The sequence below is a fragment of the Microbacterium lushaniae genome, from assembly GCF_008727775.1.
Taxonomy (GTDB): Bacteria; Actinomycetota; Actinomycetes; order Actinomycetales; family Microbacteriaceae; genus Microbacterium; species Microbacterium lushaniae.
On record NZ_CP044232.1, the window covers coordinates 207,729 to 232,769 of the forward strand.

27 protein-coding genes are annotated in these 25,041 nt (G+C 72.8%); 19 read left to right on the forward strand and 8 right to left on the reverse strand.

Features of this window, described 5'->3' with window-relative positions; all coding sequences use genetic code 11:
• Positions 1-21 precede the first annotated feature (21 nt).
• The 11 genes from F6J85_RS00915 (at position 22) to F6J85_RS00970 (ending at position 12,695) form a co-directional block, all read left to right on the forward strand.
• On the forward strand, positions 22-993 hold the full coding sequence (locus F6J85_RS00915; RefSeq protein WP_150923452.1) for an AAA family ATPase: 972 nt from the start codon (positions 22-24) through the stop codon (positions 991-993).
• On the forward strand, positions 993-2,258 hold the full coding sequence (locus tag F6J85_RS00920; RefSeq protein ID WP_150923453.1) for a DUF58 domain-containing protein: 1,266 nt from the start codon (positions 993-995) through the stop codon (positions 2,256-2,258). The genes F6J85_RS00915 and F6J85_RS00920 overlap by 1 nt, the downstream gene beginning before the upstream one ends.
• A complete protein-coding gene (locus F6J85_RS00925; RefSeq protein WP_150923454.1) occupies positions 2,255-4,765 on the forward strand; it encodes a transglutaminase-like domain-containing protein in 2,511 nt (836 codons plus the stop codon). The genes F6J85_RS00920 and F6J85_RS00925 overlap by 4 nt, the downstream gene beginning before the upstream one ends.
• Complete coding sequence (locus F6J85_RS17615; RefSeq protein WP_191906696.1) at positions 4,762-5,085, forward strand: FHA domain-containing protein; 324 nt, start codon at positions 4,762-4,764, stop codon at positions 5,083-5,085. The genes F6J85_RS00925 and F6J85_RS17615 overlap by 4 nt, the downstream gene beginning before the upstream one ends.
• Complete coding sequence (locus tag F6J85_RS00935) at positions 5,082-5,948, forward strand: PP2C family protein-serine/threonine phosphatase (protein ID WP_150923455.1); 867 nt, start codon at positions 5,082-5,084, stop codon at positions 5,946-5,948. Before F6J85_RS17615 ends, F6J85_RS00935 begins: the two co-directional genes overlap by 4 nt.
• A gap of 826 nt (positions 5,949-6,774) precedes the next feature.
• Positions 6,775-7,263 (forward strand): FHA domain-containing protein, encoded by a 489-nt coding sequence (locus F6J85_RS00945; RefSeq protein ID WP_150923457.1) that lies wholly within the window; start codon positions 6,775-6,777, stop codon positions 7,261-7,263.
• Positions 7,260-8,939: a serine/threonine-protein kinase gene (locus F6J85_RS00950; RefSeq protein ID WP_150923458.1), complete on the forward strand. Its 1,680-nt coding sequence runs from the start codon at positions 7,260-7,262 to the stop codon at positions 8,937-8,939. Before F6J85_RS00945 ends, F6J85_RS00950 begins: the two co-directional genes overlap by 4 nt.
• 141 nt (positions 8,940-9,080) lie before the next feature.
• Entirely contained in the window at positions 9,081-9,674 is a 594-nt protein-coding gene (locus F6J85_RS00955) for a fasciclin domain-containing protein (protein ID WP_150919802.1), read from the forward strand.
• A gap of 176 nt (positions 9,675-9,850) precedes the next feature.
• Entirely contained in the window at positions 9,851-11,194 is a 1,344-nt protein-coding gene (locus F6J85_RS00960; protein ID WP_150923459.1) for a sensor histidine kinase, read from the forward strand.
• Entirely contained in the window at positions 11,182-11,859 is a 678-nt protein-coding gene (locus F6J85_RS00965; RefSeq protein WP_150919804.1) for a LuxR C-terminal-related transcriptional regulator, read from the forward strand. Before F6J85_RS00960 ends, F6J85_RS00965 begins: the two co-directional genes overlap by 13 nt.
• Positions 11,856-12,695, forward strand: a complete 840-nt coding sequence (locus F6J85_RS00970; RefSeq protein WP_150923460.1) for a DUF4097 family beta strand repeat-containing protein — start codon at positions 11,856-11,858, stop codon at positions 12,693-12,695. The genes F6J85_RS00965 and F6J85_RS00970 overlap by 4 nt, the downstream gene beginning before the upstream one ends.
• A gap of 128 nt (positions 12,696-12,823) precedes the next feature.
• Here the strand turns inward: F6J85_RS00970 and F6J85_RS00975 are convergent, their stop codons facing one another.
• Together F6J85_RS00975 and F6J85_RS00980 are read right to left on the reverse strand one after the other, a co-directional pair.
• Positions 12,824-13,303, reverse strand: a complete 480-nt coding sequence (locus F6J85_RS00975) for a dehydrogenase (protein WP_150923461.1) — start codon at positions 13,301-13,303, stop codon at positions 12,824-12,826.
• A 49-nt stretch (positions 13,304-13,352) separates the two neighbouring features.
• The gene (locus F6J85_RS00980) at positions 13,353-15,095 is read right to left on the reverse strand and encodes a cation:proton antiporter (protein ID WP_150927082.1); all 1,743 of its coding nucleotides are present in this window, start codon (positions 15,093-15,095) and stop codon (positions 13,353-13,355) included.
• A gap of 90 nt (positions 15,096-15,185) precedes the next feature.
• Here F6J85_RS00980 and pip point away from each other — a divergent pair, with 90 nt between their 5' ends.
• Positions 15,186-16,160 (forward strand): prolyl aminopeptidase, encoded by a 975-nt coding sequence (gene pip / locus F6J85_RS00985; protein WP_150923462.1) that lies wholly within the window; start codon positions 15,186-15,188, stop codon positions 16,158-16,160.
• Positions 16,161-16,203: 43 nt separating this feature from the next.
• Here the strand turns inward: pip and F6J85_RS00990 are convergent, their stop codons facing one another.
• The 4 genes from F6J85_RS00990 to F6J85_RS01005 form a co-directional block, all read right to left on the reverse strand.
• Entirely contained in the window at positions 16,204-17,949 is a 1,746-nt protein-coding gene (locus F6J85_RS00990; protein WP_238707019.1) for an aldehyde dehydrogenase family protein, read from the reverse strand.
• A 56-nt stretch (positions 17,950-18,005) separates the two neighbouring features.
• A complete protein-coding gene (locus F6J85_RS00995; RefSeq protein WP_150923464.1) occupies positions 18,006-18,872 on the reverse strand; it encodes an LLM class flavin-dependent oxidoreductase in 867 nt (288 codons plus the stop codon).
• Between the two features lie 49 nt (positions 18,873-18,921).
• A complete protein-coding gene (locus F6J85_RS01000; RefSeq protein WP_150918177.1) occupies positions 18,922-19,155 on the reverse strand; it encodes a glutaredoxin family protein in 234 nt (77 codons plus the stop codon).
• A gap of 66 nt (positions 19,156-19,221) precedes the next feature.
• A complete protein-coding gene (locus F6J85_RS01005; RefSeq protein ID WP_150923466.1) occupies positions 19,222-20,355 on the reverse strand; it encodes a glycosyltransferase in 1,134 nt (377 codons plus the stop codon).
• Positions 20,356-20,563: 208 nt separating this feature from the next.
• Here F6J85_RS01005 and F6J85_RS01010 point away from each other — a divergent pair, with 208 nt between their 5' ends.
• The 4 genes from F6J85_RS01010 (at position 20,564) to F6J85_RS01025 (ending at position 22,266) form a co-directional block, all read left to right on the forward strand.
• Positions 20,564-20,926 (forward strand): PadR family transcriptional regulator, encoded by a 363-nt coding sequence (locus tag F6J85_RS01010; protein ID WP_191906698.1) that lies wholly within the window; start codon positions 20,564-20,566, stop codon positions 20,924-20,926.
• Complete coding sequence (locus F6J85_RS01015; protein ID WP_150923468.1) at positions 20,926-21,318, forward strand: hypothetical protein; 393 nt, start codon at positions 20,926-20,928, stop codon at positions 21,316-21,318. Before F6J85_RS01010 ends, F6J85_RS01015 begins: the two co-directional genes overlap by 1 nt.
• A 205-nt stretch (positions 21,319-21,523) precedes the next feature.
• Positions 21,524-22,009, forward strand: coding sequence for a DUF2975 domain-containing protein (locus F6J85_RS01020; protein ID WP_150923469.1), 486 nt, complete (start codon positions 21,524-21,526; stop codon positions 22,007-22,009).
• Positions 22,009-22,266 (forward strand): helix-turn-helix domain-containing protein, encoded by a 258-nt coding sequence (locus F6J85_RS01025; protein WP_150918145.1) that lies wholly within the window; start codon positions 22,009-22,011, stop codon positions 22,264-22,266. Before F6J85_RS01020 ends, F6J85_RS01025 begins: the two co-directional genes overlap by 1 nt.
• Before the next feature lie 16 nt (positions 22,267-22,282).
• On the opposite strand, the gene F6J85_RS17620 is transcribed toward F6J85_RS01025, so the two are convergent.
• Positions 22,283-22,453 (reverse strand): hypothetical protein, encoded by a 171-nt coding sequence (locus F6J85_RS17620; protein ID WP_191639796.1) that lies wholly within the window; start codon positions 22,451-22,453, stop codon positions 22,283-22,285.
• Positions 22,454-22,641: 188 nt separating this feature from the next.
• Here F6J85_RS17620 and F6J85_RS01030 point away from each other — a divergent pair, with 188 nt between their 5' ends.
• Positions 22,642-23,070 (forward strand): YciI family protein, encoded by a 429-nt coding sequence (locus tag F6J85_RS01030; protein ID WP_150923470.1) that lies wholly within the window; start codon positions 22,642-22,644, stop codon positions 23,068-23,070.
• 2 nt (positions 23,071-23,072) lie between these two features.
• Positions 23,073-24,308, forward strand: a complete 1,236-nt coding sequence (locus tag F6J85_RS01035; protein ID WP_150923471.1) for an RNA polymerase sigma factor — start codon at positions 23,073-23,075, stop codon at positions 24,306-24,308.
• Between the two features lie 7 nt (positions 24,309-24,315).
• On the opposite strand, the gene F6J85_RS01040 is transcribed toward F6J85_RS01035, so the two are convergent.
• Positions 24,316-24,579: a hypothetical protein gene (locus F6J85_RS01040; RefSeq protein ID WP_150923472.1), complete on the reverse strand. Its 264-nt coding sequence runs from the start codon at positions 24,577-24,579 to the stop codon at positions 24,316-24,318.
• Positions 24,580-24,738: 159 nt separating this feature from the next.
• On the opposite strand from F6J85_RS01040, the gene F6J85_RS01045 reads away from it, so the two are divergent.
• Positions 24,739-25,029, forward strand: a complete 291-nt coding sequence (locus F6J85_RS01045) for a DUF4287 domain-containing protein (protein WP_150923473.1) — start codon at positions 24,739-24,741, stop codon at positions 25,027-25,029.
• Positions 25,030-25,041 lie beyond the last annotated feature (12 nt).

The window sequence follows — 25,041 nt, forward strand, 5'->3', positions numbered from 1 at the left end:
GACGAGAACGAGGATGACCGCATGACCATGACCCCCGACCAGGCCGCCTGGTTCGAGACCACCTTCACGCGCCTGGTGGACAACGTCGACCGCGCCTTGATGGGAAAGCGCGAGGTCGTGAGCCTCGTCCTGTCGGCGATGCTCGCCGAAGGGCACGTGCTGCTGGAGGATGCGCCGGGCACCGGCAAGACGAGCCTGGCCAAGGCGCTCGCCGCCACGGTGCAGGGCACGAGCGCCCGCATCCAGTTCACCCCCGACCTGCTGCCCTCCGACGTCACCGGCGTGACGATCTACGACCAGGCCAGCCACAAGTTCGAGTTCCACCGCGGCCCCGTTTTCGCCTCGATCCTGCTCGCCGACGAGATCAACCGTGCGTCGCCGAAGACCCAGTCGGCTCTCCTGGAGGTCATGGAGGAGTCGCGCGTGACCGTCGACGGCGTGCCGCACGAGGTGGGCCGCCCGTTCCTCGTCATCGCGACGCAGAACCCCATCGAGCAGGCCGGCACCTACAAGCTCCCCGAGGCCCAGCTCGACCGCTTCCTGATCAAGACCTCCATCGGCTACCCCGACCTCGCCATCGCCGAGCGCATCCTCGCCGGCGCCGCCGACCGCAACCCGTCGGCCAGCCTGCCGGCGCTCATCACGACCTCCGCCGTCGCCGACATGGCCGACCTCGCCGCGAGCGCCCACGCCGAACCCGCCGTCCTGCGCTACATCGCGCAGCTGGCCGAGGCCACGCGCACCGACCCCTCGACGCGTGTGGGCGTCTCGGTGCGCGGCTCGCTCGCGATGGTGCGCATCGCCAAGGTGCGGGCGGCCTCGCAGGGCCGCCACTACGTCGTGCCCGACGACGTCAAGGAGCTCGTGGCGCCGGCGTGGACGCACCGTCTCGTCCTCGACCCCGAGGCGGAGTTCAGCGGAGTCACCCCCGCCACGGTGATCGCCCGCACGCTCGAGTCGATCCCGGCGCCGCAGGCGAGGTCCGCGGCCTGATGACGAGCGAGACGCTGGGCACCACCGTGCCCGCCGGCACCACCCGCACGGAGGTGCTGCGTGAACTCGCCGCGCCGCTGGCGGCGCGCGTGCTGCGCGGGACGCGGGAGGTGCTGAGCGTCGTCCGGCCGCTGGGCTGGGTCGTGCTGGTGACGGCGGTCGTCCTGTGGATCACGGGGCAGCTGCTCGGCTGGCATGAGCTCATCGTCGCGGCCCTCGTGCTGGCCGCCCTGCTCGTGATCTGCGCCTTCTTCCTGATCGGCCGCACCGACTACGACGTGGGCCTGGACCTCACGCGCACGCGCGTGGTCGTGGGGGAGCGGGCCGTCGGTGCGCTGACCCTCGCGAACACGGGGTCGCGGGCGATCCTGCCCTCGCGCGTCGTTCTGCCCGTCGGCGCCGGTCGCGGCGAGTTCGCGGTGAAGCGGCTGGCCCCCGGCGAGGAGGCCGAAGAGCTGTTCGCGATCCCCACGAATCGTCGTGCCGTGCTCGCCGTCGGACCCGTCAGCGTCGTCCGCGGCGACCCGCTCGGGGTGTTCGAGCGCGTGCACCGCCGCGACGAGCCGGTCGACCTGTACGTGCACCCTCGCACCGTGCTGTTCGACGGGCAGTCGCTCGGGTTCCTCCGCGACCTGGAGGGCCTGCCCGCCACCGACCTCTCGCGCGACGACATCTCCTTCCACGCGCTGCGGGAGTACCAGCCCGGCGATGACCGCCGCAACGTGCACTGGCGCTCGACGGCGCGCACCGGCAAGCTCATGGTGCGCCAGTTCGAGGAGACGCGGCGCTCCCACTTCGTGATCGGGCTGTCGCGGAATCCGGGCGACTACGCCGACGCGGAGGAGTTTGAACTCGCCATCTCGGCCGCCGGATCGCTCGGCCTGCGTGCGCTGCGCGACTCCCAGCGGGTCGAGGTGCGCGTCCAGGGCTCCGAGTTGCCCTCGGGCACGGGCAAGCAGTTCCTGGACGGGCTTTCGGGGCTGTCGTTCGCGCGCGGGCGCACCGGTGACATCGTCGACCTGGCCGGGCACATCTCGGCCACCGCGCCGGCGGCCAGCGTGGTCGTGCTCCTGTGCGGCAGTGCCGTGGATGCCGCGCGCCTGCGCGTCGCGTGCGGTCGTGTGCCCTTCGGCGCCCGCGCACTGGTCGTCGTCGCCGACACGACGCTGGACGCGCCGGCCCTGCGCCGCATCGCCGACGCCGACGTCCTCTCCCTCGGCGCCCTCGATCAGCTGCCCTCCGCCCTCGCGCGGGTGCTCGCATGACCGCGCCCGCCCGCCCCGCAGACGGGGAGCCGCACGTGATCGGCGGTCTCGAAGTGCGCCGCTGGGCGCTGGATCTGGGGGCCACGACGCTGCTGCTCGCCGTCGGGATCGCCGGTTTCTGGCCGACCTTCGGCGGACCGGCGTACCTCCCCGCCGCCGTGGGCGGATTGATCCTGGGCCTGGCCATCGCCACCGTCGCCACGTGGCGGCGGTGGGGCGTGCTCGTGATCGCCGGCCTCACCCTCGCCGCCTACATCGTCTTCGGCACCGTCCTCGCGGTGCCGCACGTGGGGCTCCTCGGGTTCATCCCGACACCGGAGTCGCTGTGGCGCCTGGTCATCGCGATCGTGACGTCGTGGAAGGAACTCCTCACCACCGTCGCGCCCGTGGGTACCGGCGACAGCCATCTGGTGGTGCCGTTTCTCCTCACCCTCGTCGCCGCCGTCCTCGTGGCAAGCCTCGCCCTGCGCGTGCGTCCGCCGGCTTGGGCGCTGGTCCCGGCGGTGGCCTACCTCGTGGGCCAGATCGCGCTGGGCACCGTGGAACCGGCCGCCCCGATCGTGCAGGGGGTCGTCTTCGCCCTCGTCGCGGCGGTGTGGATCGCCGTGCGTCAGGCGTGGCAGCCCGTGCGCGCGGCGATCTCGGTCGGCGAGGGCGGCGAGCCCACCGGGATGCTGGCGCGCCGGCTGATCGCGGGGGCCGCCGTCCTGGCGGTGGCCACCGGCGCGGGCGTCGCGGCAGGCGCGGCGGCCGCACCCGAGGGGCCGCGCTACGTTCTGCGCGACGTCGTCATCCCGCCGTTCGACGTGCGGCAGTACCCCAGCCCGTTGCAGTCCTTCCGCGGCTACGTGCGCGACTTCGCCGACGAGCCGCTGTTCACCGCGTCCGGGCTCCCCGAAGGCGGCCGCATCCGCCTCGCCACGATGGACGCCTACACCGGCACCGTCTTCAACGTCGCCGATGACGGCGCCGGCTCCTCCAGCGCCTTCACGCCGGTGCGCAGCATCATGTCGCCCGAGGCGGAGGGAACCCCGGCGACGATCCGGATCGAGATCGAGGGGATGCGCGGTGTGTGGCTCCCGGATGCCGGGGCGGTGCGCTCGGTCGAGTTCGACGGGCCGCGCGCGGATGAGCTGCGCCGCAGCGCGTATTACAACGACGCCACGGGCACCGGGGTCGTGACGATGCGCCTGGGCGAGGGCGACGCGTACACGCTGGAGACGCTCCTGCCCGGCGACCCGAGCGACGAACGGCTGGCCGACGAGAAGTTCGCGCCGCTGCGGATGCCCAAGCAGAAGGGCGTGCCGCCGGAGTTCGCCGAGATCGCCTCCGACATCGTCGGTGACGCGGCAACCCCGATCGAGCAGGTGCGGGCCCTGGAGCAGACCCTGTCGCAGGACGGGTTCTTCAGCCACGGGCTGGAGGGACAGGTTCTCTCGCGCGCAGGTCACGGCGCCGAGCGCATCGCCACGCTGCTGCGCGGTGACCAGTGGATCGGCGACGACGAGCAGTACGCCGTCACGATGGCGCTGCTGGCCGGGCAACTCGGCATCCCCGCGCGCGTGGTCATGGGCTTCTACCCGGAGGAGGACGCCTCCGGCGGGCTGTTCACCGCGACCGGCGAGACGCTGCACGCGTGGGTCGAGGTGGCCTTCGACGAGTCGGGCTGGGTCGCGTTCGACCCCACGCCGCCCGAAGACCAGGTGCCCACCGACCAGACCACCAAGCCCCGCGCCGACCCGAAGCCGCAGGTGCTCCAGCCCCCGCCGCCCGAGCAGGAGCCGGTCGACCTTCCGCCCACTGTGCCCGACGAGCGCGGCGCCGAGGACGAGGAGAACCCGCTGGCGGGCATCCTCGGTCTCATCGCCATCGTGCTGGCCAGCATCGTCGGCGTCCTCGCACTGCTGCTCGGGCCGTTCCTCGTGGTGGGCGCGCTGAAGGCGGCACGCCGTCGCCGCAGGCGCGAGGCCGAGCGTCCGGCCGACCGCATCAGCGGCGGATGGGACGAACTGATCGACCGCGCGAGCGACTACGGCACGCCCGTCCGCCGTGGCGGCACGCGCGCGGAGGACGCCTCGGTCGTGAGTACCGCGTTCGAGCAGCCCCAGGTGGCCACCCTCGCGCGCCGGGCCGACGCGGAGGTGTTCGGCCCGTCCGACCCCACACCGGCCGAGATCGAGGAGTTCTGGCACGAGGTGGACGGCATCGTCGGCGGCATGGGACAGCGCGTCGGCTTCTGGCGGCGTCTGAAGGCCCGTCTGGACGTGCGCGCGCTCCTGGCCGGCACGCGCTTCGCGCTGCCCGATCGCCGGATCACGCGCACCCGGCCGCCGCGCCCCGCGCGTGCTGCCGCACCCTCGGGCGACGCACCCGGCTCCGCCCCGGCGCGCCCGTCGCTGCGCGAGCGCGGCACGGCCCTCGGGCAGGGGGCCGCCTCGCAGTGGCAGCGCGTGAGCGCCGCGGTGCGGCGCATCCGATCGTCGCGCGACGAGGGGAGCAGCTCGTGAACCCGGTCGCCGTGCTCACGTGGGACAACGGAGAGCAGGTCGCGGTGTACGGCAGGACCGTGTTCGGTCGCGACCCCTTCGGCGGGCCGTGCGCGACCGTGGTCGTGCGGGACGAGACCCTGTCGCTGTCGCGGACGCATTTCGAGATCGGCGGCGAGCACCCCGAGGTGTGGCTGGCCGACCGCTGGTCGCGCAACGGCACCGTGCTCGTGCGCGAAGGCGTCCGCACGGCCCTCCGCCCGGGAGAGCGGGTCGCGCTGCGGCCCGGCGACCGCCTCGAACTGGGCGATCGCACCGCGACCGTGAGCGGGCCGGCATGAGCGGCCGACCCGATGCCGGGCGCCCGGCTCCGCCGGTGACGGTGGTGTGGGGCGCGGCCACCGACGTGGGCCGCCGCCGCTCCCTCAACGAAGACGCGTTCCTGGCGATGCCGCCGCTGTTCCTCGTCGCCGACGGCATGGGCGGGCACCATGCGGGCGAGATCGCCAGCGCGACCGTGATCGACGAGTTCGCGCGGCTGGCAGGGCGCGACAGTCTCACGATCCACGAGGTGCAGGGGGCGCTGCGCGCGGCGCGCGACCGCATCGACGCGCTCCCCGAAGGCGGCGGTGCCGGAGCCGGCACGACCCTCGCGGGCGTCACGATCGCCGACGTGGAGGGGGAGGGGTACTGGCTCACCGTCAACCTCGGCGACTCCCGCACCTACCGTCTCAGCGACGGCGTGCTCGAGCAGGTGAGCGTGGACCACTCCGTCGTGCAGGAGCTCATCGACTCGGGCCAGCTGGACGCCGCCTCGGCCGCGAAGGACTCCCGCCGCAACGTGATCACCCGCGCCATCGGCGCCGGCAGCGACAGCGAGCCGGATTTCTGGCTGCTGCCGGCGGAGGAGGGTGACCGCATCCTCATCTGCTCCGACGGGCTGCCCACCGAGATCGACGAGGAGCGCATCGACGTGATCCTCCGCTCCGAGCGCCACCCGCAGGCCGCCGCCGAACGACTCGTGCGCGAGGCCGTGGAAGCGGGCGGGCGCGACAACGTCACCGCGGTCATCGTCGACGCGCTCGCGGTGCGCATCCGCGGCATCCGCGACCGCAGCGAGACCATCCCGTCCACGTCGTTCGACGAGATCGAGGGCGAGACCCTTCCACGCGCGCAAGCGCGAGTCCGAGGAGGACTGCAATGACCGTCGTGCGTTACACCCCCGGATCCCTGCGAGCCGTCGTCGCGGCGCACGCGATCGCCCTCCTGGGGGAGGGGGCGACGGATGCCACGGCCGAAGCCGTGTGGGAGCAGCTGCACCGCGGCGCGGGCCTCGCCGGCGTGGTCGACGCGCTCGCCGCCGGCGGGCCGCTGTCCTCCCTTCCGCCCTTCGCGGTCGCCCTCGACGAAGACGGCGGATGGCGCGTGGCGGTGCGTGGCGACCTGGCCGTGTCGCTCGGCGCGGATGCCGCAGCCGAGCGCGTGGACGGTGCCGGCGTCTCGACGTGGACCGAGCGCAGCATCCGATCGGCCGACACCCTGCTGATCGGACCCGCCGACACGGACGCCGCCACACTGCCCCTGCGCGACGGCGTGGTCGCGGCGGCGTCGGTCGTCATCACCCGTGCGGAGAGCGCGGCCGCAGCCCCCGCGGAGGCGGAGCCCGCCGCGGCTCCGGCCGGGCCGCGCCGTTCGGGCGCTCCCGTCGAGCCGGTGCAGCCGCACAGCGTGGCCGAGGTGCGCGAGGACGCAACTCCGCCGGCAGCCCCCGTCACCGCGGCCGCGGGCCCCGACACCCCGGCCCCGCCGACGCGTCCGACTCCGGCCGTTCCCGCGCCCGCCCCCGCCGCGCCCGCCGCCCCGCGCCCGCCCCCGCCGCCCCCGCGCCGGAGGTGCCGACCGTTCCCACTCCCGCTCCCGCGACGCCTGCGCCGGAGGTGCCGGCCGTTCCCGCTCCCGCGACGCCTGCGCCGGAGGTGCCGGCCGCGCCCGCCCCCGCGGCCCCGGCAGTGCCGCCGCTGGACGAAGATGTGGAAGCCACGATCATCCGCGGCCCCGGCGAGACCGACGGCGAGTCGGATGACGCCACGATCACCCTCGAGGAGGCGCGCCGGCTCCGGGCGGCCGGGGAGCTGCCGCCGGTGGCGCCGCCGCTCTCGCCGCCCGTGCCCTCCTCCGCCGCCGGGCTGCTGCGGGTCTCCAGCGGGCAGAGCGTGCTGCTGGAGCGCACGGTCATCATCGGACGCCGTCCCCGCTCGACACGGATCAGCGGCGCCGACCTCCCCCACCTCATCGCCGTGGACAGCCCGCAGCAGGACATCTCGCGCAATCACCTGGAGGTGCGCGTCGAGGGCGACAGCATCCTCGCCACCGACCTGAACACCACCAACGGCACACGGCTGCTGCGCCGAGGCTCGGACCCGGTGCGACTGCACCCGGGTGAGCAGACGATCGTGGTCCCCGGTGATGTGCTCGACCTCGGCGACGGGATCACCGTCGCCGTCGAGGACGTTCGGTGAGCTCGCGCCGCGCGCCGCAGTCTCCCCCCGATCTGCCCGGGTTCACCTACCTGGAGCTGCTGGGCTCCGGCGGATTCGCCGACGTGTTCCTGTACGAGCAGCACCTGCCCAAGCGGCGGGTCGCGGTGAAGGTGCTCCTCACCGAGCGCATGACGAGCGGCTCGATCGTGGAGTTCACCGCCGAGGCCAACGTCATGGCGATGCTGTCGACGCACCCGGCGATCGTGACGATCCACCAGGCCGGGGTGGCCGGCGACGGGCGGCCGTACCTCGTGATGGAGTACTGCTCGCGGCCGAACCTGCAGGCCCGGTACCGGCGCGAGCCGTTCTCGGTGGCCGAGGCCCTGCGGGTCGGCGTGCAGGTCGCCGCGGCGGTGGAGACCGCCCACCGGGCCGGCGTCCTCCACCGCGACATCAAGCCCGCCAACATTCTCGTGACGGAATACAACCGCCCGGCGCTGACCGACTTCGGCATCGCATCGACCACGGCGGGGGCCGCCGACGCGGGCGGACTGTCGATCCCGTGGTCACCGCCCGAGGCGCTGGCCGCCGTGCCCACCGGCGACGCGCGCTCGGACGTGTGGTCGCTGGGAGCGACGGTGTACAGCCTGCTGGCCGGCCGGTCGCCGTTCGAGCTGGTCGGTCACCGCAACACCGGGGCCGAGCTCATCTCCCGCATCGAGACGCTGCCGCTGCCGCCTCTGGAGCGGCCCGATGCCCCGTCCTCGCTCGAGCGCGTCCTCGAGCGGGCGATGGCCAAGTCCCCCGCCGACCGGTACGACACCGCGCTGGCCTTCGCGCGGGCCCTGCAGAAGGTGCAGATCGAGTCCGCCCATGCCGTGACGCCGATCGACATCCTCGACGACGGCACGCCCGACGGCGTCGTGGACGACGAAGACGACGGCCTCACGCGCGTCCGCGGCGTCGTGAGCATCGACCCCGAGACACACCCCGCCGCCGGACCCACGCGGCCGCCGCTGCCGCGGCACGACCAGTGGGCTCCGGAGGCGGCGACCCGCCGTGCCGTCGCCGACGACGCCACGCGTGTCCGGCCACCGTCGGTGATCCCGCAGTCCCCGGTCGCGCGCATGTCCGCCGCACCGCTGCGGCCCACGCATCCGGCCGGTCCCGCCGTCCCGCCGCCGCTGCCCCCGGCCGCACCCGGCGGCGCGAGCGCCGGTGCGGCGCCCTACACCCAGCCGACCCCGGATCTGTCGGGGGACGCGGCCGCGCCGGCCCCCGAGGCCGCGCCGCCGGCGTCTCGCCGCGGCCTGTGGTTCGCCGTCGGCGCCGGCGCGTTCGTTCTCGTGATGGCCGTCATCCTCGCCCTCTCACTGCCCGCGGTCCTCGGCGGCGGGGGCGAGCCGACGCCGACGGCGTCACCCACCGACGAGCCGATCGACGTCATTCCCGTCACCGCGCAGCCGCCGGCCGACCTGACGGGCACGGTCACCCCCGAGGGTGTCGTCTTCACGTGGGTGAACCCGGACCCCGCGCAGGGCGATGCGTATCTGTGGGGTCTCGTGGAGCGCGGGGGCGGCGACACGGCGCTGCAGCCGGTGTCGGAGACCACCGTCACGGTGCCCGCCGACCCCTCCGGCACCACCTGCATCGAAGTGCTCATCCGTCGCGCGAACGGCCAGGCCTCCGACCCGGCCACCGCCTGCGCTCCCTGACCCCCGCTTCTCTCCTCTCTCCCCGGCACCGGCGGTCCCGGGACTTCGGCGCGGCTGCATCCAGATCGGGCGTGCGGGCGGAATAACCCTGTGGACACCCGCTCACCCCCGGTCGGGTGCCGCCCATCGAAGGAGCTGGAAATGAAGAAGACGCTGCGCCTCACCGTCGCCCTCGCCGCCGCCGCGGGTCTCGCACTGGCAGCCACCCCCGCGCACGCCACGGGAGGCTCCGCCCCGTCCGGGACCATCGTCGACGTCGCCGTCGGCGCATCCGGCGGCGGTACGCCCGACGGCAACCCGTGGGACTACGACCTGCTGGTGCAGGCCGTGGTGGCGACCGGGCTCGATGCCACGCTCGCCGACACCTCGACCGCGTACACGGTCTTCGCCCCGAACGACCGCGCGTTCCTGCGCCTGGTCGAAGACCTGACCGGATCGCGTCCGGCCTCCGAGGCCGATGCGCTGGCGGCGATCACGTCCACCTTCACGACCGAGCAGATCACCACCATCCTGCTGTACCACGTCGTTCCGGGTCAGAAGCTCGGTCCGATCCGCGTGATCACGTCGAGGTCCCTCACGATGGCCGACGGCGGCACGATCCAGCCGCGCGGCATCACCCTGCGCGACGAGTCGCCGGCGCTCAAGGACCCGAAGCTCGTGCCGTGGGCGATCGGGATCCCGGCGACGAACGGCGTGATCCACACGATCGACCGCGTCCTCGTCCCCGCCCTCTGAGCCGGTCCGGCCCGCCCCGCGGCTCCCGGTGGGACGCGGCGGGGCGGGGCCGGGGTGCCGCCCGTACGGAATGCCCGCGGGCGCATACGCGTCGGGGAGCGGGGGTAGGGAAAACCCGAAGCAGGCGTCGGGATGACTCGGGGGCGACGGCGGGCCCGCGGCTCTAGCGTGGGGACATGACCTCGCACACTGCGGCGCCCGCGTCGCCCCCCGCTCCCGAGACCGGGCCCGCGCCCGCGACCGCGGACGGCTCCCGCTCCGCCGCGACATCCGTTCTGCGCTCCCCGGTGGCCTCGCCGCTGCGGGTGCTCCTCACCATCGCGCAACTGGCCGCGCTCGGCCTGGTCGGACCGGTGGTGTTCACTCTGCTGATCACGCTCCTGAGCACGGGGATCGGTCTGGTGGTGGTCCTCGGGATCGGCCTGCTCCTGCTGATCGGCTTCGTCTACACGCTGTGGGCCGTGGCGTGGGTCGAGGCGGCGCGCGTGGACGGGCTCTACCACGTCGGCGTGCCCGCCCCGGCGCTGCGCCGCCCGCCCCGTCCCGGGTTCGGCGGGGTCATGCTCATGTTCTGGCGTCAGGCGATCGACCCCGGCGTGTGGCGGGGCATCGCGAACTTCGCGATCGCGACCGTGCTCGGCATCGTCACGATCATGCTGGTCGCCGTGCTGGTGTCTGGCATCGCCCTGACCCTGTCTCCGCTGCTGGTCGGGGAGGGCGTCTCCCGCCTGTGGGGGTGGGATCTCGAGCTGCCCCTGACGTGGGCCTTCGTGGTCGGGCCCGTCATGGTGGCGCTGTCGGCGGCCGCCCTGATCGGCGTCGCGATCCTGCACGGCGTGCTCTCGCGTCTGATTATGGTGCCCTCCCGGGAGGCGCAGCTGGCCGCGCAGGCCCGGCAGTCCGCCGAGCAGCGGGCGGGCGCGGTGCGCGCCGCCGACGTCGAACGGACCCGGATCGAGCGCGACCTGCACGACGGCGTCCAGCCCCGCCTGGTCTCTGTCGGCATGACCCTGGGCCTGGCTCGCCAGAAGATCGAAGACGACCCGGCCGCGGCCACCGCGCTCATCGAAGAGGCGCACACCTCCACCAAGGCCGCCATCACCGAGCTGCGCCAGCTGGCCCGCGGCATCCACGCGTCGGTGCTGGATGACCGGGGGCTGGATGCGGCACTGTCGGCGCTCGCCGCCCGCTCGCACGTGCCCGTGCAGCTGGACGTGCGCATCGAGGGCCGGTGCGAGCGCAGCGCCGAGGCGGCGGTGTACTTCGCGATCGCGGAGTCGCTCACCAACGCCGCGAAGCACTCCCGCGCGAGCGCCGTGCGCGTGGTCGCCCGCCGCCGGGAGGACGGGACCCTGTGGGCCCGTGTCGAAGACGACGGCATCGGAGGCGCACGGATCCTTCCGGGAGGTGGCCTCGACGGCATCTCCAACCGCATCGTCGGCGCCGGCGGCACGTACCGACTCGACAGCCCCAACGGTGGTCCGACGGCCCTGGAGGTGAGCGTGCCATGCGCATTCTGATCTGCGAGGACAGTGTCCTCCTCCGCGAAGGGCTCGTGCGGCTCCTCGTCGACGCCGGGCACGACGTCGTCGCCGCCCTCCCCGACGCCTCCGTCCTCGACGAGACCGTGGCCGCCACCGCCCCCGACCTGTGCATCCTCGACGTGCGGCTGCCTCCCACCTACACCGACGAGGGCATCCGCGCCGCGGTGCGGCTGCGGGCGCAGCATCCGGAGCTTCCCGTCCTCGTCCTCTCGCAGTACGTCGAGGAGCGCTACGCCACCGACCTCATCGGCGGGCGCGGCGGCGCGCTCGGCTACCTGCTGAAGGACCGCGTGGCGGATGTGGCCGAGTTCCTGGAGTCGGTCGCGCGCATCGGCGAGGGCGCCACCGTCCTCGATCCCGAGGTGGTCGCCCAGCTGCTGAGCCGGCGCAGCCGCGACGAGCGGATGCAGCGGCTGACCGAACGCGAACGGTCGGTGCTCGCCCTGATCGCCGAGGGCAAGTCCAACCAGGCGATCGCCGCGACGCTGTTCGTGTCGGAGGCGAGCGTCGAGAAGCACATCACCGCGATCTTCCAGAAGCTCGGGCTCGAGCAGGACGAGTCGGGCAACCGGCGCGTGCAGGCTGCGCTCGCCCACATCGAACATGGCGGATCCGCGCCGCAGACAGGAGCAGGACGATGACCAGCACACTCACCCCGCCGCCGCTTCCCCCGGCCGCCGAGCCGGTCGGGCCACGTCCGAACCGCGACGCCGCCCGGGTGATCACGATCCTCGTCGCCCTGCTCGGGGCCGGCGTGCTCGTGGCCGTCGTGTGGAGCGGCATGCGTGCGAGCATGGCCTCGGCCTTCGCGTACACCGGCACGAGCAGCGTCGAGGTGGACCGCGTGGAAGGCCTCGACATCGAGGTGGGCGCGGCCGACCTCACGGTGCGCTTCGACGACGTGGCGGAGGCGACCCTCGACGTGCGCAACTCCACCAACGGGGAATGGACGCTCCGGCAGGAGGGTCAGACGCTTCTCGTGCACAGCCCGCGCCTGCTGTGGACGACATGGTTCGGAAACGGCAACGGCCGGGCCATCCTCACCCTCCCGGCAGAGCTCGAGGGCTCCGACGCGCGGCTCGCCGTGGGGGCCGGCTCCCTGACGGCCGACGGGGCTTTCGGAGAGCTCGACCTCGGGATGGGCGCGGGCGACATGACCGTCACCGGCAGCGCCGAGACGCTCGTCGCGGAGGTCAGCGCGGGCCGGGCCGACATCGACATCGAGGGTGTGCGGGAAGCCGACCTGCAGGTGAGCGCCGGCGACCTGTTCGCGCGCCTGGGAGGTTCGGCCCCGTCCGAGGTGCGAGCCACCGTCAGCGCCGGTTCGCTCGAACTGACGCTCCCGGACGACGTGTACGACGTGCGCTCGGAAGTCTCGGCGGGCGGCTTGGAAAACGACCTGCGCACCGCGTCCGGAGCATCCGCCCGGGTGTTCGTGGAGGTCGCCGCCGGCAACGCCCGTCTCCTCGCCGACTGACCCGCGCCGCCCCGGCGGCCCCGGCCGCGCCCCCAAAGTGCATCGACTCGTCGAGAGTGCACCACATCCGGTGCACTCTCGCGGGGTTGGTGCACTTTCGGCGAAAGGCGGGTCGGCGAGAGGCGGGTTCAGCGGCCGGTGTCGTAGAGGTGGCGGCCGCCGTGGCCGAGCACCTTGACCACGACCCCGCGCGCGTGCAGCTCGGCGACGGCGCGCGTCTCCTCCTCCAGCGTCGTCCCGAGGGCGTGGACGTTGGCCACCACGAGGACGTCGCCCCGGCCGAGCGTGGCGAAGAACCGCGCGAGTCGCTCCGACCAGTCCTCGAGCGTTTCGGGCGAGGGATGCCGGAAGCCTTCGATGGGCACGCCGAAGCGCGTGAGGTCGTCGCGCTGCTGCACCACCGACGGCATACCCGGTCGCGACACCACCAGGCCCACGAGGCGTGCACCGGCGGGGCGAGCCAGCCACCAGTCCCGGTCGCGCTGGAGCTCGGTGAAGCACTTGGGGCACTGCGCGGCGGGGTGCGGCAGATGCAGGGGGCTCGTGTCGGCCCGGCTTCCCCGCGGCTGGGTGCGCGCGACCTCAGCCGTGTCTCGCGTGTCGCTCATGGCACCTCCCGCCCTTCTATTGTGCCTGCTTCCCGCCCGAGGCGACGGGTCAGTCCTCACCGTCGAGCCGCAGCTCGAGGCTGAGCTGGTCGGCGTCGAGTTCGGCGAGGGCGTGCCGCAGGGCGGCCGTGCTGAAGCGCCCGTCGCGCGACAGCTCGACGAGGCGTTCACGCATCACCCCGATCAGCGCGAGGCGCAGCTCGAGCAGGTCGTGTGCGCGGGCGCTGTCGTCGTCTTCCGGGGGACGCGTCAGCCGCGCGCTCGCCCGCTCGACGACGCTGTCGGGGAAGGCCTCGCCGTCACGGCGGCGCACGTCCTCGGCGGCCATGGCCGCCGCCGCCGCGGCCTGCAGCTCGGCCGACAGCGCATGCTGCTCCTGGTGGGAGGGGCCGTCGGTGCCCTCGCCCGAGAGCCCGAGCCGGCGCACCACCCACGGCAGAGTCAGCCCCTGGAGGGTGAGGCTGAGGACGGCGACGAGGAACGCGATGAAGATGAGCAGCGCCCGGTCGGGGGTTTCGCGCGGCAGGGTCTGTGCCGCCGCGAGTGTCACCACGCCCCGCATCCCCGCCCACACGATCACCGTGCCGTGCCGCCAGCCCAGGGGCGAATCGCGGTAGTAGTCCATGTCGCGCATCAGGCGCGTCAAGCGCCGGCGCATCCACCCCAGCCGGCGCCGCTGACCGCGGACACGGGCACCCACCGCATCCCCGGGCGCGTCCGCGGTCAGGCGCCGGTTCAGCTGCGCCTCCAAGTCCTCCAGGCGCTCGCCGGCGGCATCCGCCCGCTGCCGCAGCCGCGGGTGGGCGCGCCGCCCCTGGCCCCAGATCAGCACCGACACGTAGGCCGCGCGCACGGCCAGCGTGATGCCCAGCGCCGCCAGGGCGAGGGATGCGGCGTACCAGATGCCCTCGTGCTCCTCGAGGTTCGCGCGGACGATCTCCTTCAGCTCCAGGCCCATGATGAGGAAGACGGCGCCTTCCAGCAGCAGCTCGATGGTGCGCCAGTTCAGGTGGTCGCTCATTCGCTGCTCGGGCGTGAACCGCCGCGCGGCGCCCTGCCCCGTGACGATCCCGGCCACGACGGCGGCGACGAGCCCGGATCCGCCGAGGGCCTCGGTAGGAAGGTAGGCGAGGAAGGGGACGGTGAAGCTCAGCGCGGTGTTCGCCGCCGGATGCGCCACCCACTGCCGCACGCGCAGGTTCAGCCACCCCACGCCCGCCCCCAGCACGAGGGCGATCGCCACGCCCCACGCGAACGCCCCCACTGCATCTCCGAACGCGAACCCGCCGGCGATCGCGGCGACCGCCGTGCGCAGCAGCACGAGCGCGGTGGCGTCGTTCAGCAGGCTCTCGCCGTCGAGCATCGTCACGACGCGGGGCGAAAGGCCCAGGCGTTTCGCGATCGAGGTGGCAACGGCATCCGTGGGACTCAGGATCGCTCCGAGCGCGATGCCCAGCGGCAGGCCGATGCCCGGGATGAGGAGCGTGAAGACCGCACCCAGCACGAGCGAGGAGATCACCACGAGCACCACCGACAGGCCGGCGATCGGCCCGAAGTCGCGGCGGAACTCCACCGCCGGCAGCTGCACGGCGGCGGAATACAGCAGCGGCGGCAGGATCCCCACGAGGATCCACTCGGGGTCGATCTCCCACGCGGGAACGAAGGGAAGCACGCTCACGCCCAGCCCGATCGCCATCAGCACGAGGGGCCCGGCGACGTTGACGCGCGGCGCCAGCGCGGTGGCCACGGCGATGACGACCACCGCGACGACCACGATCAGGAGCGTCGCCATCACCCTCAGAGCATAGGGTGGCCCTGTCGCGCCGTGTGCGGGCCGCGTTCACCGATACGGTGAAGGCATGAGTTCGGAAGGACACCGGGCGTGAGCGCGCCAGCCCACCTCGACGACATCCTGTATCCCCCGCTCGAGCCGTACGAGAGCGGGATGCTCCTGGCCGGCGACGGTCAGCGGCTCTACTGGGAGCAGAGCGGCAATCCGCAGGGCAAGCCGGTCGTCTATCTGCACGGCGGCCCCGGGGGCGGGTCCAGCCCGTGGCAGCGGCGCTTCTTCGACCCCGAGAAGTACCGCATCATCCTGTTCGACCAGCGCGGATGCGGCCGCTCGACGCCGCACGCGAGCGACCCGGTCGCCGACCTGCGCCACAACACCACGTGGCACCTCGTCGCCGACATGGAGCTGCTGCGCCGCAACCTGGGGATCGCCCAGTGGCAGGTGTTCGGCGGATCCTGGGGGAGCACCCTCGCCCTGGCGTACGCGGAGGCGCACCCCGACGCGGTCAGCGAACTCGTCCTGCGCGGCATCTTCACGCTGCGCCGCCACGAGCTGGAGTGGTTCTACGAGGGCGGCGCCTCGGCGCTGTTCCCCGATCTGTGGGACGAGTACGTCGCCCCCATCCCCGTGCTCGAGCGCTCGCACATGATCGAGGCGTACCACCGGCGCCTCAACGATCCCGACCCAGCCGTCCACGGCCCCGCCGCGCTGGCGTGGACCCGGTGGGAGGCAGCCACCGTCACCCTCGTGCCGGATGAGGGGTTCATCGCCGAGATGAGCGACCCGGCGAAGGCGACGGCTTTCGCCCGCATCGAGAACCACTACTTCGTCAACGGCGGATGGCTCCGCGAGGGGCAGCTGATCGAGGATGCCGTGCGCCTGCGCGGCATCCCCACCGTCATCGTGCAGGGGCGCTACGACGTCTGCACCCCGATGATGACGGCATGGGACCTGCACCGGATGCTGCCGGAGGCCGAGTTCGTCGTGGTGCCCGACGCGGGCCACTCCGCGACCGAGCCGGGGATCGCCCGCGCGCTGCGCGCGGCCGCCGACCGCTTCGCCTGACCCCGCGCCGCGGGGCCCCGCGGGCCGAGGACCCGGCCGCGGGTCAGGCGCCGAAGGCCTTCGTGAGGGTCGCGGCCAGGCGCAGCGGGTTGCCGTCCGCGCGGAAGCGGGTGAGGCCCTCGCTGACCTCCGCGCCGGTGCGGGCCGTGACGAACCACGGCGGCTTGGGCAGCACCGTGAAGGCGCCGCGGCCGCGCACCGCTCCGGGGATCATGCGCGGGAAGGGGCGGAAAGGCCCCCGCATGACCGAGCGCTCGACCCGGTCGAGCAGGCGCGCGTTGTGCACGACGCCGATGCCGCTGCCCACGTGCGCGGGCGTGCCGCCGGGGAAGGCGCCCCAGGACAGGCCCGGGATCGTGAACATCGCCCCGGTCCACGCGTTGACCGCGATGCTGCCGTAGCGCAGTGCGGCGATCGCATCGTCGAGGCCGTCGCCGAGCTCGGCCTCGGTGACGGGGTCGATGAGCACGTTGGCGCCGAGGCTGCCGGTGAGCCGGTCGTTGGCGTGGGCGACGGCGGCGTCGAGAAAGGCCCGCCCGGTACCCGGGAGCGTCAGCACGCCCAGCACGGGGGCGAAGTACTCGGTGGTCTCCACCGGGTCGGCGTCGGCATCCCGGTCGACCTGGACGATCGCGCGCGTGCCGTCGGCCGACCACGTCGCGTCGGGATAGGACGCGGCGACCGCGGCGAGGGTCTCGCCGCTGCGGGGATACCAGACCGTGCGGGCGGGGGCGGCGGCATAGGCGCTCCGCAGCGCCGCGAGGAAGGCGCCCCGCTGCGGCCAGTCGGCGCTGAGGAGCACGACCTGTCCCGCGACGCAGTTGTGCCCGCTGTTCTGCAGGCGCATCGTGACGATGTGCTCGGCCTGGAAACGGAGGTCGGCGTCGCTCCACCGGCCCGGGACGACGATGATCGGCGACACCCCGCCCAGCTCCGCGGTGATCGGGACGGTGAGCGCCGGCTCTCCCGCGGCACGGCGGCGCGCGGCATCCTCGCCCGTTCCCCACACGATCGCGTCGAAGGTCGCCGCCGACCCGGTGATGTGCACGTGCGAGAACGCCGGATGCTGCGTCAGGTACGCGCCGATGTCCCCGCCGCCGTGCACGATCCGCAGCAGGCCGAGTTCGATCAGTGGCGCGAAGGCGCGCTCGAACACCGGCACGAGGGCATCCTGCGTCGGGTTCACCTTCAGCATGCAGACGCGGTTGGCCGAAAGCAGCTCGTACAGCACGTCGAGGATCGGGATGGAGGTGACGTTGCCGGCGCCGAGCACCAGCCCGATGCCACCGGCGTCCGTCGGCGTGCGCTGCCCGAGTCCCGCCGCGGCGATCGCCTCGGCGCGCGTCACGCCGGGTTCGAGCCACACCTCTCCGCGGAATCCCGACAGCAGCACCCGGTCGATGGGTTCGGCCGGGAGCACGTGCGCGCGGATGCGGCCGCCGGGAGCGTCGGTCAGGCGCACGCCGTCGAGCGGGCTGCGGCCGCCGGCGAGGGCGCGCAGCGTCCGCACCGCAGCATCCAGCGCCGTGAGCGTGGTGTACGGACCGCTCAGCCACTCCTCGCCCCGCAGCGGCGAGCCGGCGGGGAGGGCTTTGGAGACCGCGGCGGTGAGCGCCCACTCCTCGGCCGCGGCGCCGACGGTGTCGCGCAGGCGCCCCAGCAGACGCGCCCGCTGGGCGAGGTCGAGGGTCGACCACAGTCGCGAGCCGGTGGTGAGGGCCTGCAGGTCTGCCTCGATCCGCTCTCGCGTGGCGTCGGCGGGGGTGGCGGCGGGCTGCTCGAGGGTCACGGGGGCTCTCCTTCGGTGGCCTCCCAGCATAGGTGCGGCCCCTGAAGGGCCTGCGGTCAGGCGTTCTGCAGCAGGGTCGCGACCGCGCCCGCGCCGGCCATGAATCCGGCGATGTCACGGTCGGCCAGCGGCGGCTGCAGGATGACGCGGGTGGCCCCGGCGGCGAAGTAGGGGTCGAGCGCGGCGGCGACCTCCTCCGGTGCGCCGGCGATGGGGACTGCAGGCGCGTCGCCGTCCGTCGGCTCGCTCGGTGCCGGCGGGGCGTGGCGCGGATCGAAGGCCGCCTCGACGAACACCACCAGCTCGTGTGCGCCGGTCCGCCCCGCCGCCGCCCGGCCTTCCCGGGCCAGGGCGAGGGTGCGCGACACCCGCTCGGGCGTGCTGCTGGCCGGCAGCACGGTGCCGTCGCCCACTTCGCCTGTGAGGCGCACGGTCTTCGGTCCCTCGCCCGCGACCACGAGGGGCGGCGGGTCGGCGGGCGGCCAGTCCAGCCGGACGCGGTCCAGGGACACGTAGCGGCCGGACGTGGTCGTCTCGGCGCCGGAGAGGAGGGAGCGCAGTGCGGGGACGTACTCGCGCATGAGGGTCAGCGGTGAGGCCGCGCGAGCGCCGATCTGTCCCATCCACGACTGCACGCCATGCCCGACGCCGGGGATGAGGCGGCCGGGGAACATCCGCTCGACGGTGGCGATCTCCATCGCGGTGAGGGCCACGTTGCGCATCGGCATGGGCGCGACGCCGATGCCCACACGCATCCGCGCCGTCCATGCCAGGACCGCGGAGGCGGAGGCGAACGCGGATTCGCGGAAGCAGTCCTCCCACAGCCACAGCTCCGGGACGCCCGACTCCTCGGCGGCCTGAGCGGCGTCGCGCAGCGCCTCGGGAGGGAAGTACGGGGTGAAGATCGCGCCGATGCGGTTCATGCCCTCACTCTGGCATGGGCCGCCGACGCGGGCCCTTCGCGGGGACCGGTCAGATGAGCGCGAGCTCGCGGAGCTTGGCTTCCACCTCGGCGTTGGTCGGCTCGACGTGGTGAGAGGCGTCGGGGTAGACCACGACGGGGATGTTCGTGCGGCCGGAGATCTCCCGCGCCACGTCGGCGGCGGCCGGGTCTGCCTCCAGGTCGACGTACTCGTAGGGCAGGCCGAGCTCGTCGAGCTGGGCTTTCGTGCGGCGGCAATCGCGGCACCAGTCGGCGCCGAACATGGTCACAGAGGCAGAAGAAGTCACACCTTCACGCTAGGCGAGCGCCCATGGGAGACCCCTGGGCGCTCAGGCGGCGCGTTCGTCGGCGGCGACCGGCGCTGCGGCGGCCGGCGCCGCGGCTCCCGCACGCTGGCGCTGCGGTGCGTAGACGATGAGGGCGTGGAAGACGAAGCGCACCACGAAGGCCGCCACGAGGGTGAGGGCGGCCGCGACGACGCTGGGGATGTGGGTGGCCTCCACGATGACCCACAGCACCGGGATGCGGATGACCGCCTCGAGGTTGTTGAACGTGAACGACTTCAGGAACCGGTGGCGCATGAGGCCCGAGTCGGCGCGCATGTCGGCGAAGACGAGGTACTCCAGGAGCAGGAAGTTGCCGATGATCGTCACTTCGCTGGCGATGATCGCGGCCCATACGTACTCCATGCCGAGCGCGATCAGCGCCCACATGATGGCGAGGTTGGCCACGGCGCCCACGCCTCCGACGACCGCGAACGCCGACATGCGACCGAACCGCAGCATCGTCAGCTGCGCCAGGAACCGCACTCCCTGGGTGAACGAGGCCTTGGATGCGCCGGCGTGCCGCTCGGCGAAGTCGAAGGGCACTTCGGCCAGGCGCAGCTGCCGGCGCGCGAGGACCTCGAGCAGGATCTTGAACCCGCGCGGCCGGAGCGTGTCGAGTTCGACGGCCGGACGGTGCAGGAGGAAGAAGCCCGTCATCGGGTCGGAGCATCCATGGAGCTTGCGGGGGAACATCGCCTTGGTCAGCAGCGTCGAAAGGCGTGACACCGCGGTGCGCACGGAGCCGGCCAGCCCCTTCGAGGTGCCGCCGGAGACGTAGCGCGACGCCACGACGACGTCGACGTCGCCCCGCGCGGCCCGGGCGAGCAGCTGGGGGATGACCTCGGGCGGATGCTGCAGGTCGCCGTCCATCACGAGGCACCAGTCGGCGGTGGCCGCCTGGATGCCGGCGACGACCGCGCCGCCGAGTCCGCCGACCGCCTCGGCGCGATGGATGAGCCGGACCGGTGCGTCGCTCTCGGCCGCGGCCGCGCGGATGATGTCGGGGGTGTCATCGGTGGAGTCGTCGACGAAGACGACCTCGTACGCCGTGCCGGCGAGGGTCTGGGCGAGCCGGCGCAGCAGCTCCCGCACATTCGGACCCTCGTTGAAGGTCGGAACGATCAGGGACAGATCCATGGGAACTCGCGATTCGATGGCAGGGCTCTCAGCCTAATGCGCCCGCCACGCGCCACCCCGAGAGTGCACCGACTCGGCGAGAGTGCACCGGATCCGGTGCCGTTTCGCCAGGATGATGCACTCTCGGCGCAGGGCGGACGACGGACGGCGCACGGTGAAAGGACGCGGACTATTTACAGAGCGAACTAGTCTGAGTTACGATCTAGCCGTGGGTGGGGATAGATCGACGGGCGACTGGTTCCGCTCGGCGCTGCCGATGCTCCTCCTCTGCCGTCTCGCTGACGAGCCGCAGCACGGCTATGCGCTGATGGAGGGGTTGCGCTCCTGGGGGTTCGACGTCAAAGGAGCGACCGTGTATCCCCACCTGAACCGCCTGCACGACGAGGGCCGGATCGACTCCGAATGGCACGCTCCCCGAAGCGGCCCGGCGCGGAAGATCATGACCATCACGGATGAGGGTCGCGAACACCTTCGCGAACTCCAGGAGCAGTGGGCCCTGTTCCGGAGCCAGATGGACGCAGCGCTGGAACGGCCGGCCCATGGCAGTGCCGCCGACGGGGAGGAAGACTGATGAGCTACTACGCCGCACTCGCGCAGGCGCTGCGCGACCGTGGGTGTACGGAGGCGCAGGTCCGGGAGGCCCTGGCGGCCGTGTCCGAGACGACCGCCCTGAGTGGGAGCGCCCCCGAGGACGAGTTCGGGCCGGCGAAGCAGTACGCGGAGAGCTTCACCGGGACCCGCAGGCGCACGCCGGCGCAGCTGCTCCGGTGGCTGACGCTGCCCGCAGCGATCCTCGCCGTGGTCGTTCTGCGGGTCTTCGCCTTCCCTCACATCGACTTCCTTCCGTGGGGTGCCCTCCTGTCGGCCGTGGTCTTCGTCGCGGTGGGGGTGATGAGCGAGATCGTCACGACTCTCGTCAACCGGAGACTCCCGCAGGGCTTCGGCCTCCCTCCCGCCGCCTGACGCCTGCTGCGCCGACCGGTGGCCGCCCCACGCCCCGCACAACGGCGGAAATCGTGGCCGACACGCCGCCGCCGCGCCCCGCGCGACGGCGCGTCGCCGAGCATCCCCGCGCCTGTGCAGGGCGGCCACACCGCGGACCTATCGAATACCTGGAGGAATCTATCGAATAACGATAGAGTGGCGGCATTCCGACGAAGGAGGGGCCATGGGCACCGTCACCATCGTGCTGCTGCGGATCGTCATCGCCCTGTCGCTGATCGGATCGGTCGTCGTCCAAACGGTCATCGTGCCGCTCATGTGGGCGGATCTGGCCGGAGAGCCGCTGTGGGGACGCGTCGCCCTCGTCGTGCTCGCCGTGCTCGGCGTCGCCACGCTGCAGGTCTTCGCCGTGTGCGTGTGGCAGCTGCTGACCCTCGTGCGGCGGGGGGCGGTGTTCTCGGATGCTGCGTTCCGCTACGTCGACGTCGTGATCGGCGCCATCGCCGCCGCATCCGCACTCACCTTCATCCTGGCCGTCGTGCTCGCGCCGGGGGAGGTGGCGCCCGGGATCGTGGGCCTCATCTGCGGTGCGGCGCTGGTGCTGGCCGGGATGGCGCTGCTGGTCGTGGTCATGCGCCGGCTGCTGGCGCAGGCGATCGACCGTGAGAACGAGGCGCGCGGGCTGCGCTCGGAGCTGGACGAGGTGATCTGATGCCCATCATCGTCGACATCGACGTGATGCTCGCGCGGCGCAAGATGAGCGTCGGTGCGCTCGCCGAGCGCGTGGGGATCACCCCCGCCAACCTCGCGGTGCTCAAGAACGGGCGGGCGAAGGCCGTGCGGTTCTCCACCCTCGATGCGCTGTGCCAGGTGCTGGAGTGCCAGCCGGGCGACCTGCTGCGATGGGAGCCGGCGGGTGCGGACGCCGAGGAGCGACTCTCCGGCGCATCCGTGTCGGACGAGCGCTGACGCGCCGCCGTCGCCCTCAGCTGCGCTGCCCATCCTCCTTGGATGCGTTCCGCGTCCACCAGTGGTGCCGGGGAGCGCGCCGCGTCCGCTTGCGCGGCACGATTCCGTCGCCGTAGGCGACGCTGATGGCGCTGGTCCAGACGGCGCTGCCGTCACCGTGTGATCCGAAGTCGTGTGCGGCCGCCATGGCTGCTCCTCTCGCCCGTGCTGAAGGCAAGGATCGGTCCGGGTCGGCGGCTCCGACACGGGCTTGACAACGGGGCACACCCAGCGCTCTGTTCCGACGGATTCCGACTGCGATGTCGATTCCGCTCCGCGCCGTTCGACGCGATAGTGGAGGGGCCGGATCGGAGCCCCCGACGACAGGAGGATCTCATGGCCAAGTACATGCTCATCATGCGCAACAGCGCATCGACGGAGGAGTACCAGAACATGGACTTCGAGGCGATCATCAACGCGATGGGCGCCTACAACGAGTCGATGATCAAGGCCGGCGTCATGGTCGGCGGCGAAGGACTTACGGATGCTGCGCAGGGCTCGGTCGTGGAGTTCACGGGCGAGGCGCCGGTCGTGACCGACGGCCCCTACGGAGAGACCCACGAGCTCTTCAACGGCTACTGGGTTGTGGAGACCGCCACGAAGGAGGAGGCCGTCGAGTGGGCGTGCCGTGCCCCGCTCGGACCGGGGAACAAGATCGAGGTGCGCCGGGTCACCGACGAGTCCGACTTCGCGGATTACTCCGACAACGAGTACATCCAGAAGGAGAAGGAGTGGCGCGCCCAGGAGGCCGCCGCCGCGGAGTGATCATGGCCGACGACATCCACCGCACGGTCGACGGCGTCTGGCGGATCGAGAGCGCCCGCATCGTCGCGACGCTCGCCCGAGCCACCGGCGACGTGGGCCTTGCGGAGGATCTCGCCCAGGAAGCGCTCGTCGAGGCCCTCGAGAAGTGGCCACGGACCGGGGTTCCCCGAAACGCCGGCGCGTGGCTCACGATGGTGGCGAAGCGGCGCGCGATCGACTCGTGGCGGCGCCGTGCCGCGCTGGACGAGCGGCATCGCCTGATCGCACGCACACTCGCGGATACCACCGAGGAGGAGTGGGAGCCGATCGAGGACGATGTGCTCCGCCTGGTGTTCATCGCGTGCCATCCGGTGCTCTCGCGGGAGTCGCAGATCGCCCTGACGCTGCGGGTGGTCAGCGGACTGTCGACGCAGGAGATCGCACGGATGCTGCTGGTTCCGGTGCCGACCGTGCAGGCGCGCATCACCCGGGCCAAGAAGACGCTCGCCGCGGCGCGCGCACCGTTCGAAACACCGGAGCCGGCGGAATGGGCGGCGCGGCTGGCGGGGGTGCTCGGCGTGATCTATCTCGTCTTCACCGAGGGATACGCCGCGACCGCGGGGGACCTGTGGATCCGGCGGGATCTCGCCTCCGAAGCGCTGCGACTCGGCCGGGTGCTGGCTGGCCTCGTGCCCCGCGAACCCGAAGTGCTCGGGCTGCTCGCCCTGATGGAGTTCCAGGCCTCGCGATTCTCCGCGCGCGTGGCGCCGGACGGCTCGCCCGTGCTCCTGGCCGATCAGGACCGGATGAAGTGGGATCGCCCCCAGATCCTGCGCGGGCGCGTCGCGCTCGCGCGCGCGGACGCGCTCGGACGAGGGCGCGGCCCGTACGCGCTGCAGGCCGCGATCGCGCAGTGCCATGCGACTGCCGCGAGCGTCGACGACACCGACTGGGAGCGGATCGTGCTCCTGTACGAAGCCCTCGGGCGACTTGCGCCGAGCCCCGTCGTCGCGCTCAACCGGGCCGTGGCCGTCTCGATGGCGTGGGGGCCGGATGCCGCACTGGAGATCGTGGACGCCCTCGCCGACGCCGCCGTCCTTCAGGGATCGCACCTGCTCCCGAGCGTGCGCGGCGAGCTGCTCGCCCGCGTGGGCCGTACCGCGGAGGCGCGTGCCGAGCTGCTCACGGCCGCCGCCCTGGCGACGAACGCGCGGGAGCGCACCGTGCTCCGGGCCAAGGCGAAGCGCCTGGCGCCCTGACCGGGCGTCAGAGCGTGTAGCTGATGCTGAACATCCACTTGCGCGCGGCACCGGCGTACAGGCAGCCCTCGCCCGCGTAGATCTTGCCGCCCTTGCGCAGGATGTGCGTACGCCACGAGTTCTGCGCGTAGACGCAGTCCGCCTTCTTGTGGATGCCGTCCACCGCGATGCGGTGGTTGGCGGCGACGGCGGGTGCCGCAGTGACCACCGTCCCACCCGCCATGACGGCGGTGGCGATCGCGGCGGCGGCGAGGCGGGACGTCCAGCGCATGAACTCTCCTTCAGCGGGTGTTATATATACGAAGCGTGGCATGAATCGCTTCCGCCTCTCAAGCATTGTTCTTCTGACCCTTGGCCTCTGGTCCCCGGCCGCCGATCGTCCTAGAGTGCGCGAACAGCCCGATCCCGACCCGTCATCCAGGGAGCCATCGTGTCGTTCCAGGCATACCTTGACAGCATCGAGACGAAGACCGGCCTCACGCCGCGTCAGTTCGTCGAGCAGGCCCATGAGCGCGGGTTCGGTCCGCAGACGAAGGCCGGCCCCATCCTGGAGTGGCTGAAGAACGACTACGACCTGGGGCGCGGGCACGGCATGGCCCTCGTGCACGTCATCACGAAGGGCGACCGCATCGATTCGAAGCATGTCGGCTCGGGCAGCGCCCACAGTGACGACAGCGACCGCCTCTGGCTCGACGGGCAGGCCACCCGCCCGTCCGCCTGACGCGCCGCCGCC

Bases quoted from the DNA above. Each gene is read 5' to 3' on its own strand.
- F6J85_RS00915 (WP_150923452.1), top strand. From the start codon at position 22: ATGACCATGACCCCCGACCAGGCCGCCTGGTTCGAGACCACCTTCACG.
- F6J85_RS00920 (WP_150923453.1), top strand. From the start codon at position 993: ATGACGAGCGAGACGCTGGGCACCACCGTGCCCGCCGGCACCACCCGC.
- F6J85_RS00925 (WP_150923454.1), top strand. From the start codon at position 2,255: ATGACCGCGCCCGCCCGCCCCGCAGACGGGGAGCCGCACGTGATCGGC.
- F6J85_RS00935 (WP_150923455.1), top strand. From the start codon at position 5,082: ATGAGCGGCCGACCCGATGCCGGGCGCCCGGCTCCGCCGGTGACGGTG.
- F6J85_RS00955 (WP_150919802.1), top strand. From the start codon at position 9,081: ATGAAGAAGACGCTGCGCCTCACCGTCGCCCTCGCCGCCGCCGCGGGT.
- F6J85_RS00960 (WP_150923459.1), top strand. From the start codon at position 9,851: ATGACCTCGCACACTGCGGCGCCCGCGTCGCCCCCCGCTCCCGAGACC.
- F6J85_RS00965 (WP_150919804.1), top strand. From the start codon at position 11,182: ATGCGCATTCTGATCTGCGAGGACAGTGTCCTCCTCCGCGAAGGGCTC.
- F6J85_RS00970 (WP_150923460.1), top strand. From the start codon at position 11,856: ATGACCAGCACACTCACCCCGCCGCCGCTTCCCCCGGCCGCCGAGCCG.
- F6J85_RS00975 (WP_150923461.1), bottom strand. From the start codon at position 13,303: ATGAGCGACACGCGAGACACGGCTGAGGTCGCGCGCACCCAGCCGCGG.
- F6J85_RS00980 (WP_150927082.1), bottom strand. From the start codon at position 15,095: ATGGCGACGCTCCTGATCGTGGTCGTCGCGGTGGTCGTCATCGCCGTG.
- F6J85_RS00995 (WP_150923464.1), bottom strand. From the start codon at position 18,872: ATGAACCGCATCGGCGCGATCTTCACCCCGTACTTCCCTCCCGAGGCG.
- F6J85_RS01000 (WP_150918177.1), bottom strand. From the start codon at position 19,155: ATGTTCGGCGCCGACTGGTGCCGCGATTGCCGCCGCACGAAAGCCCAG.
- F6J85_RS01005 (WP_150923466.1), bottom strand. From the start codon at position 20,355: ATGGATCTGTCCCTGATCGTTCCGACCTTCAACGAGGGTCCGAATGTG.
- F6J85_RS01015 (WP_150923468.1), top strand. From the start codon at position 20,926: ATGAGCTACTACGCCGCACTCGCGCAGGCGCTGCGCGACCGTGGGTGT.
- F6J85_RS01020 (WP_150923469.1), top strand. From the start codon at position 21,524: ATGGGCACCGTCACCATCGTGCTGCTGCGGATCGTCATCGCCCTGTCG.
- F6J85_RS01025 (WP_150918145.1), top strand. From the start codon at position 22,009: ATGCCCATCATCGTCGACATCGACGTGATGCTCGCGCGGCGCAAGATG.
- F6J85_RS17620 (WP_191639796.1), bottom strand. From the start codon at position 22,453: ATGGCGGCCGCACACGACTTCGGATCACACGGTGACGGCAGCGCCGTC.
- F6J85_RS01030 (WP_150923470.1), top strand. From the start codon at position 22,642: ATGGCCAAGTACATGCTCATCATGCGCAACAGCGCATCGACGGAGGAG.
- F6J85_RS01035 (WP_150923471.1), top strand. From the start codon at position 23,073: ATGGCCGACGACATCCACCGCACGGTCGACGGCGTCTGGCGGATCGAG.
- F6J85_RS01040 (WP_150923472.1), bottom strand. From the start codon at position 24,579: ATGCGCTGGACGTCCCGCCTCGCCGCCGCCGCGATCGCCACCGCCGTC.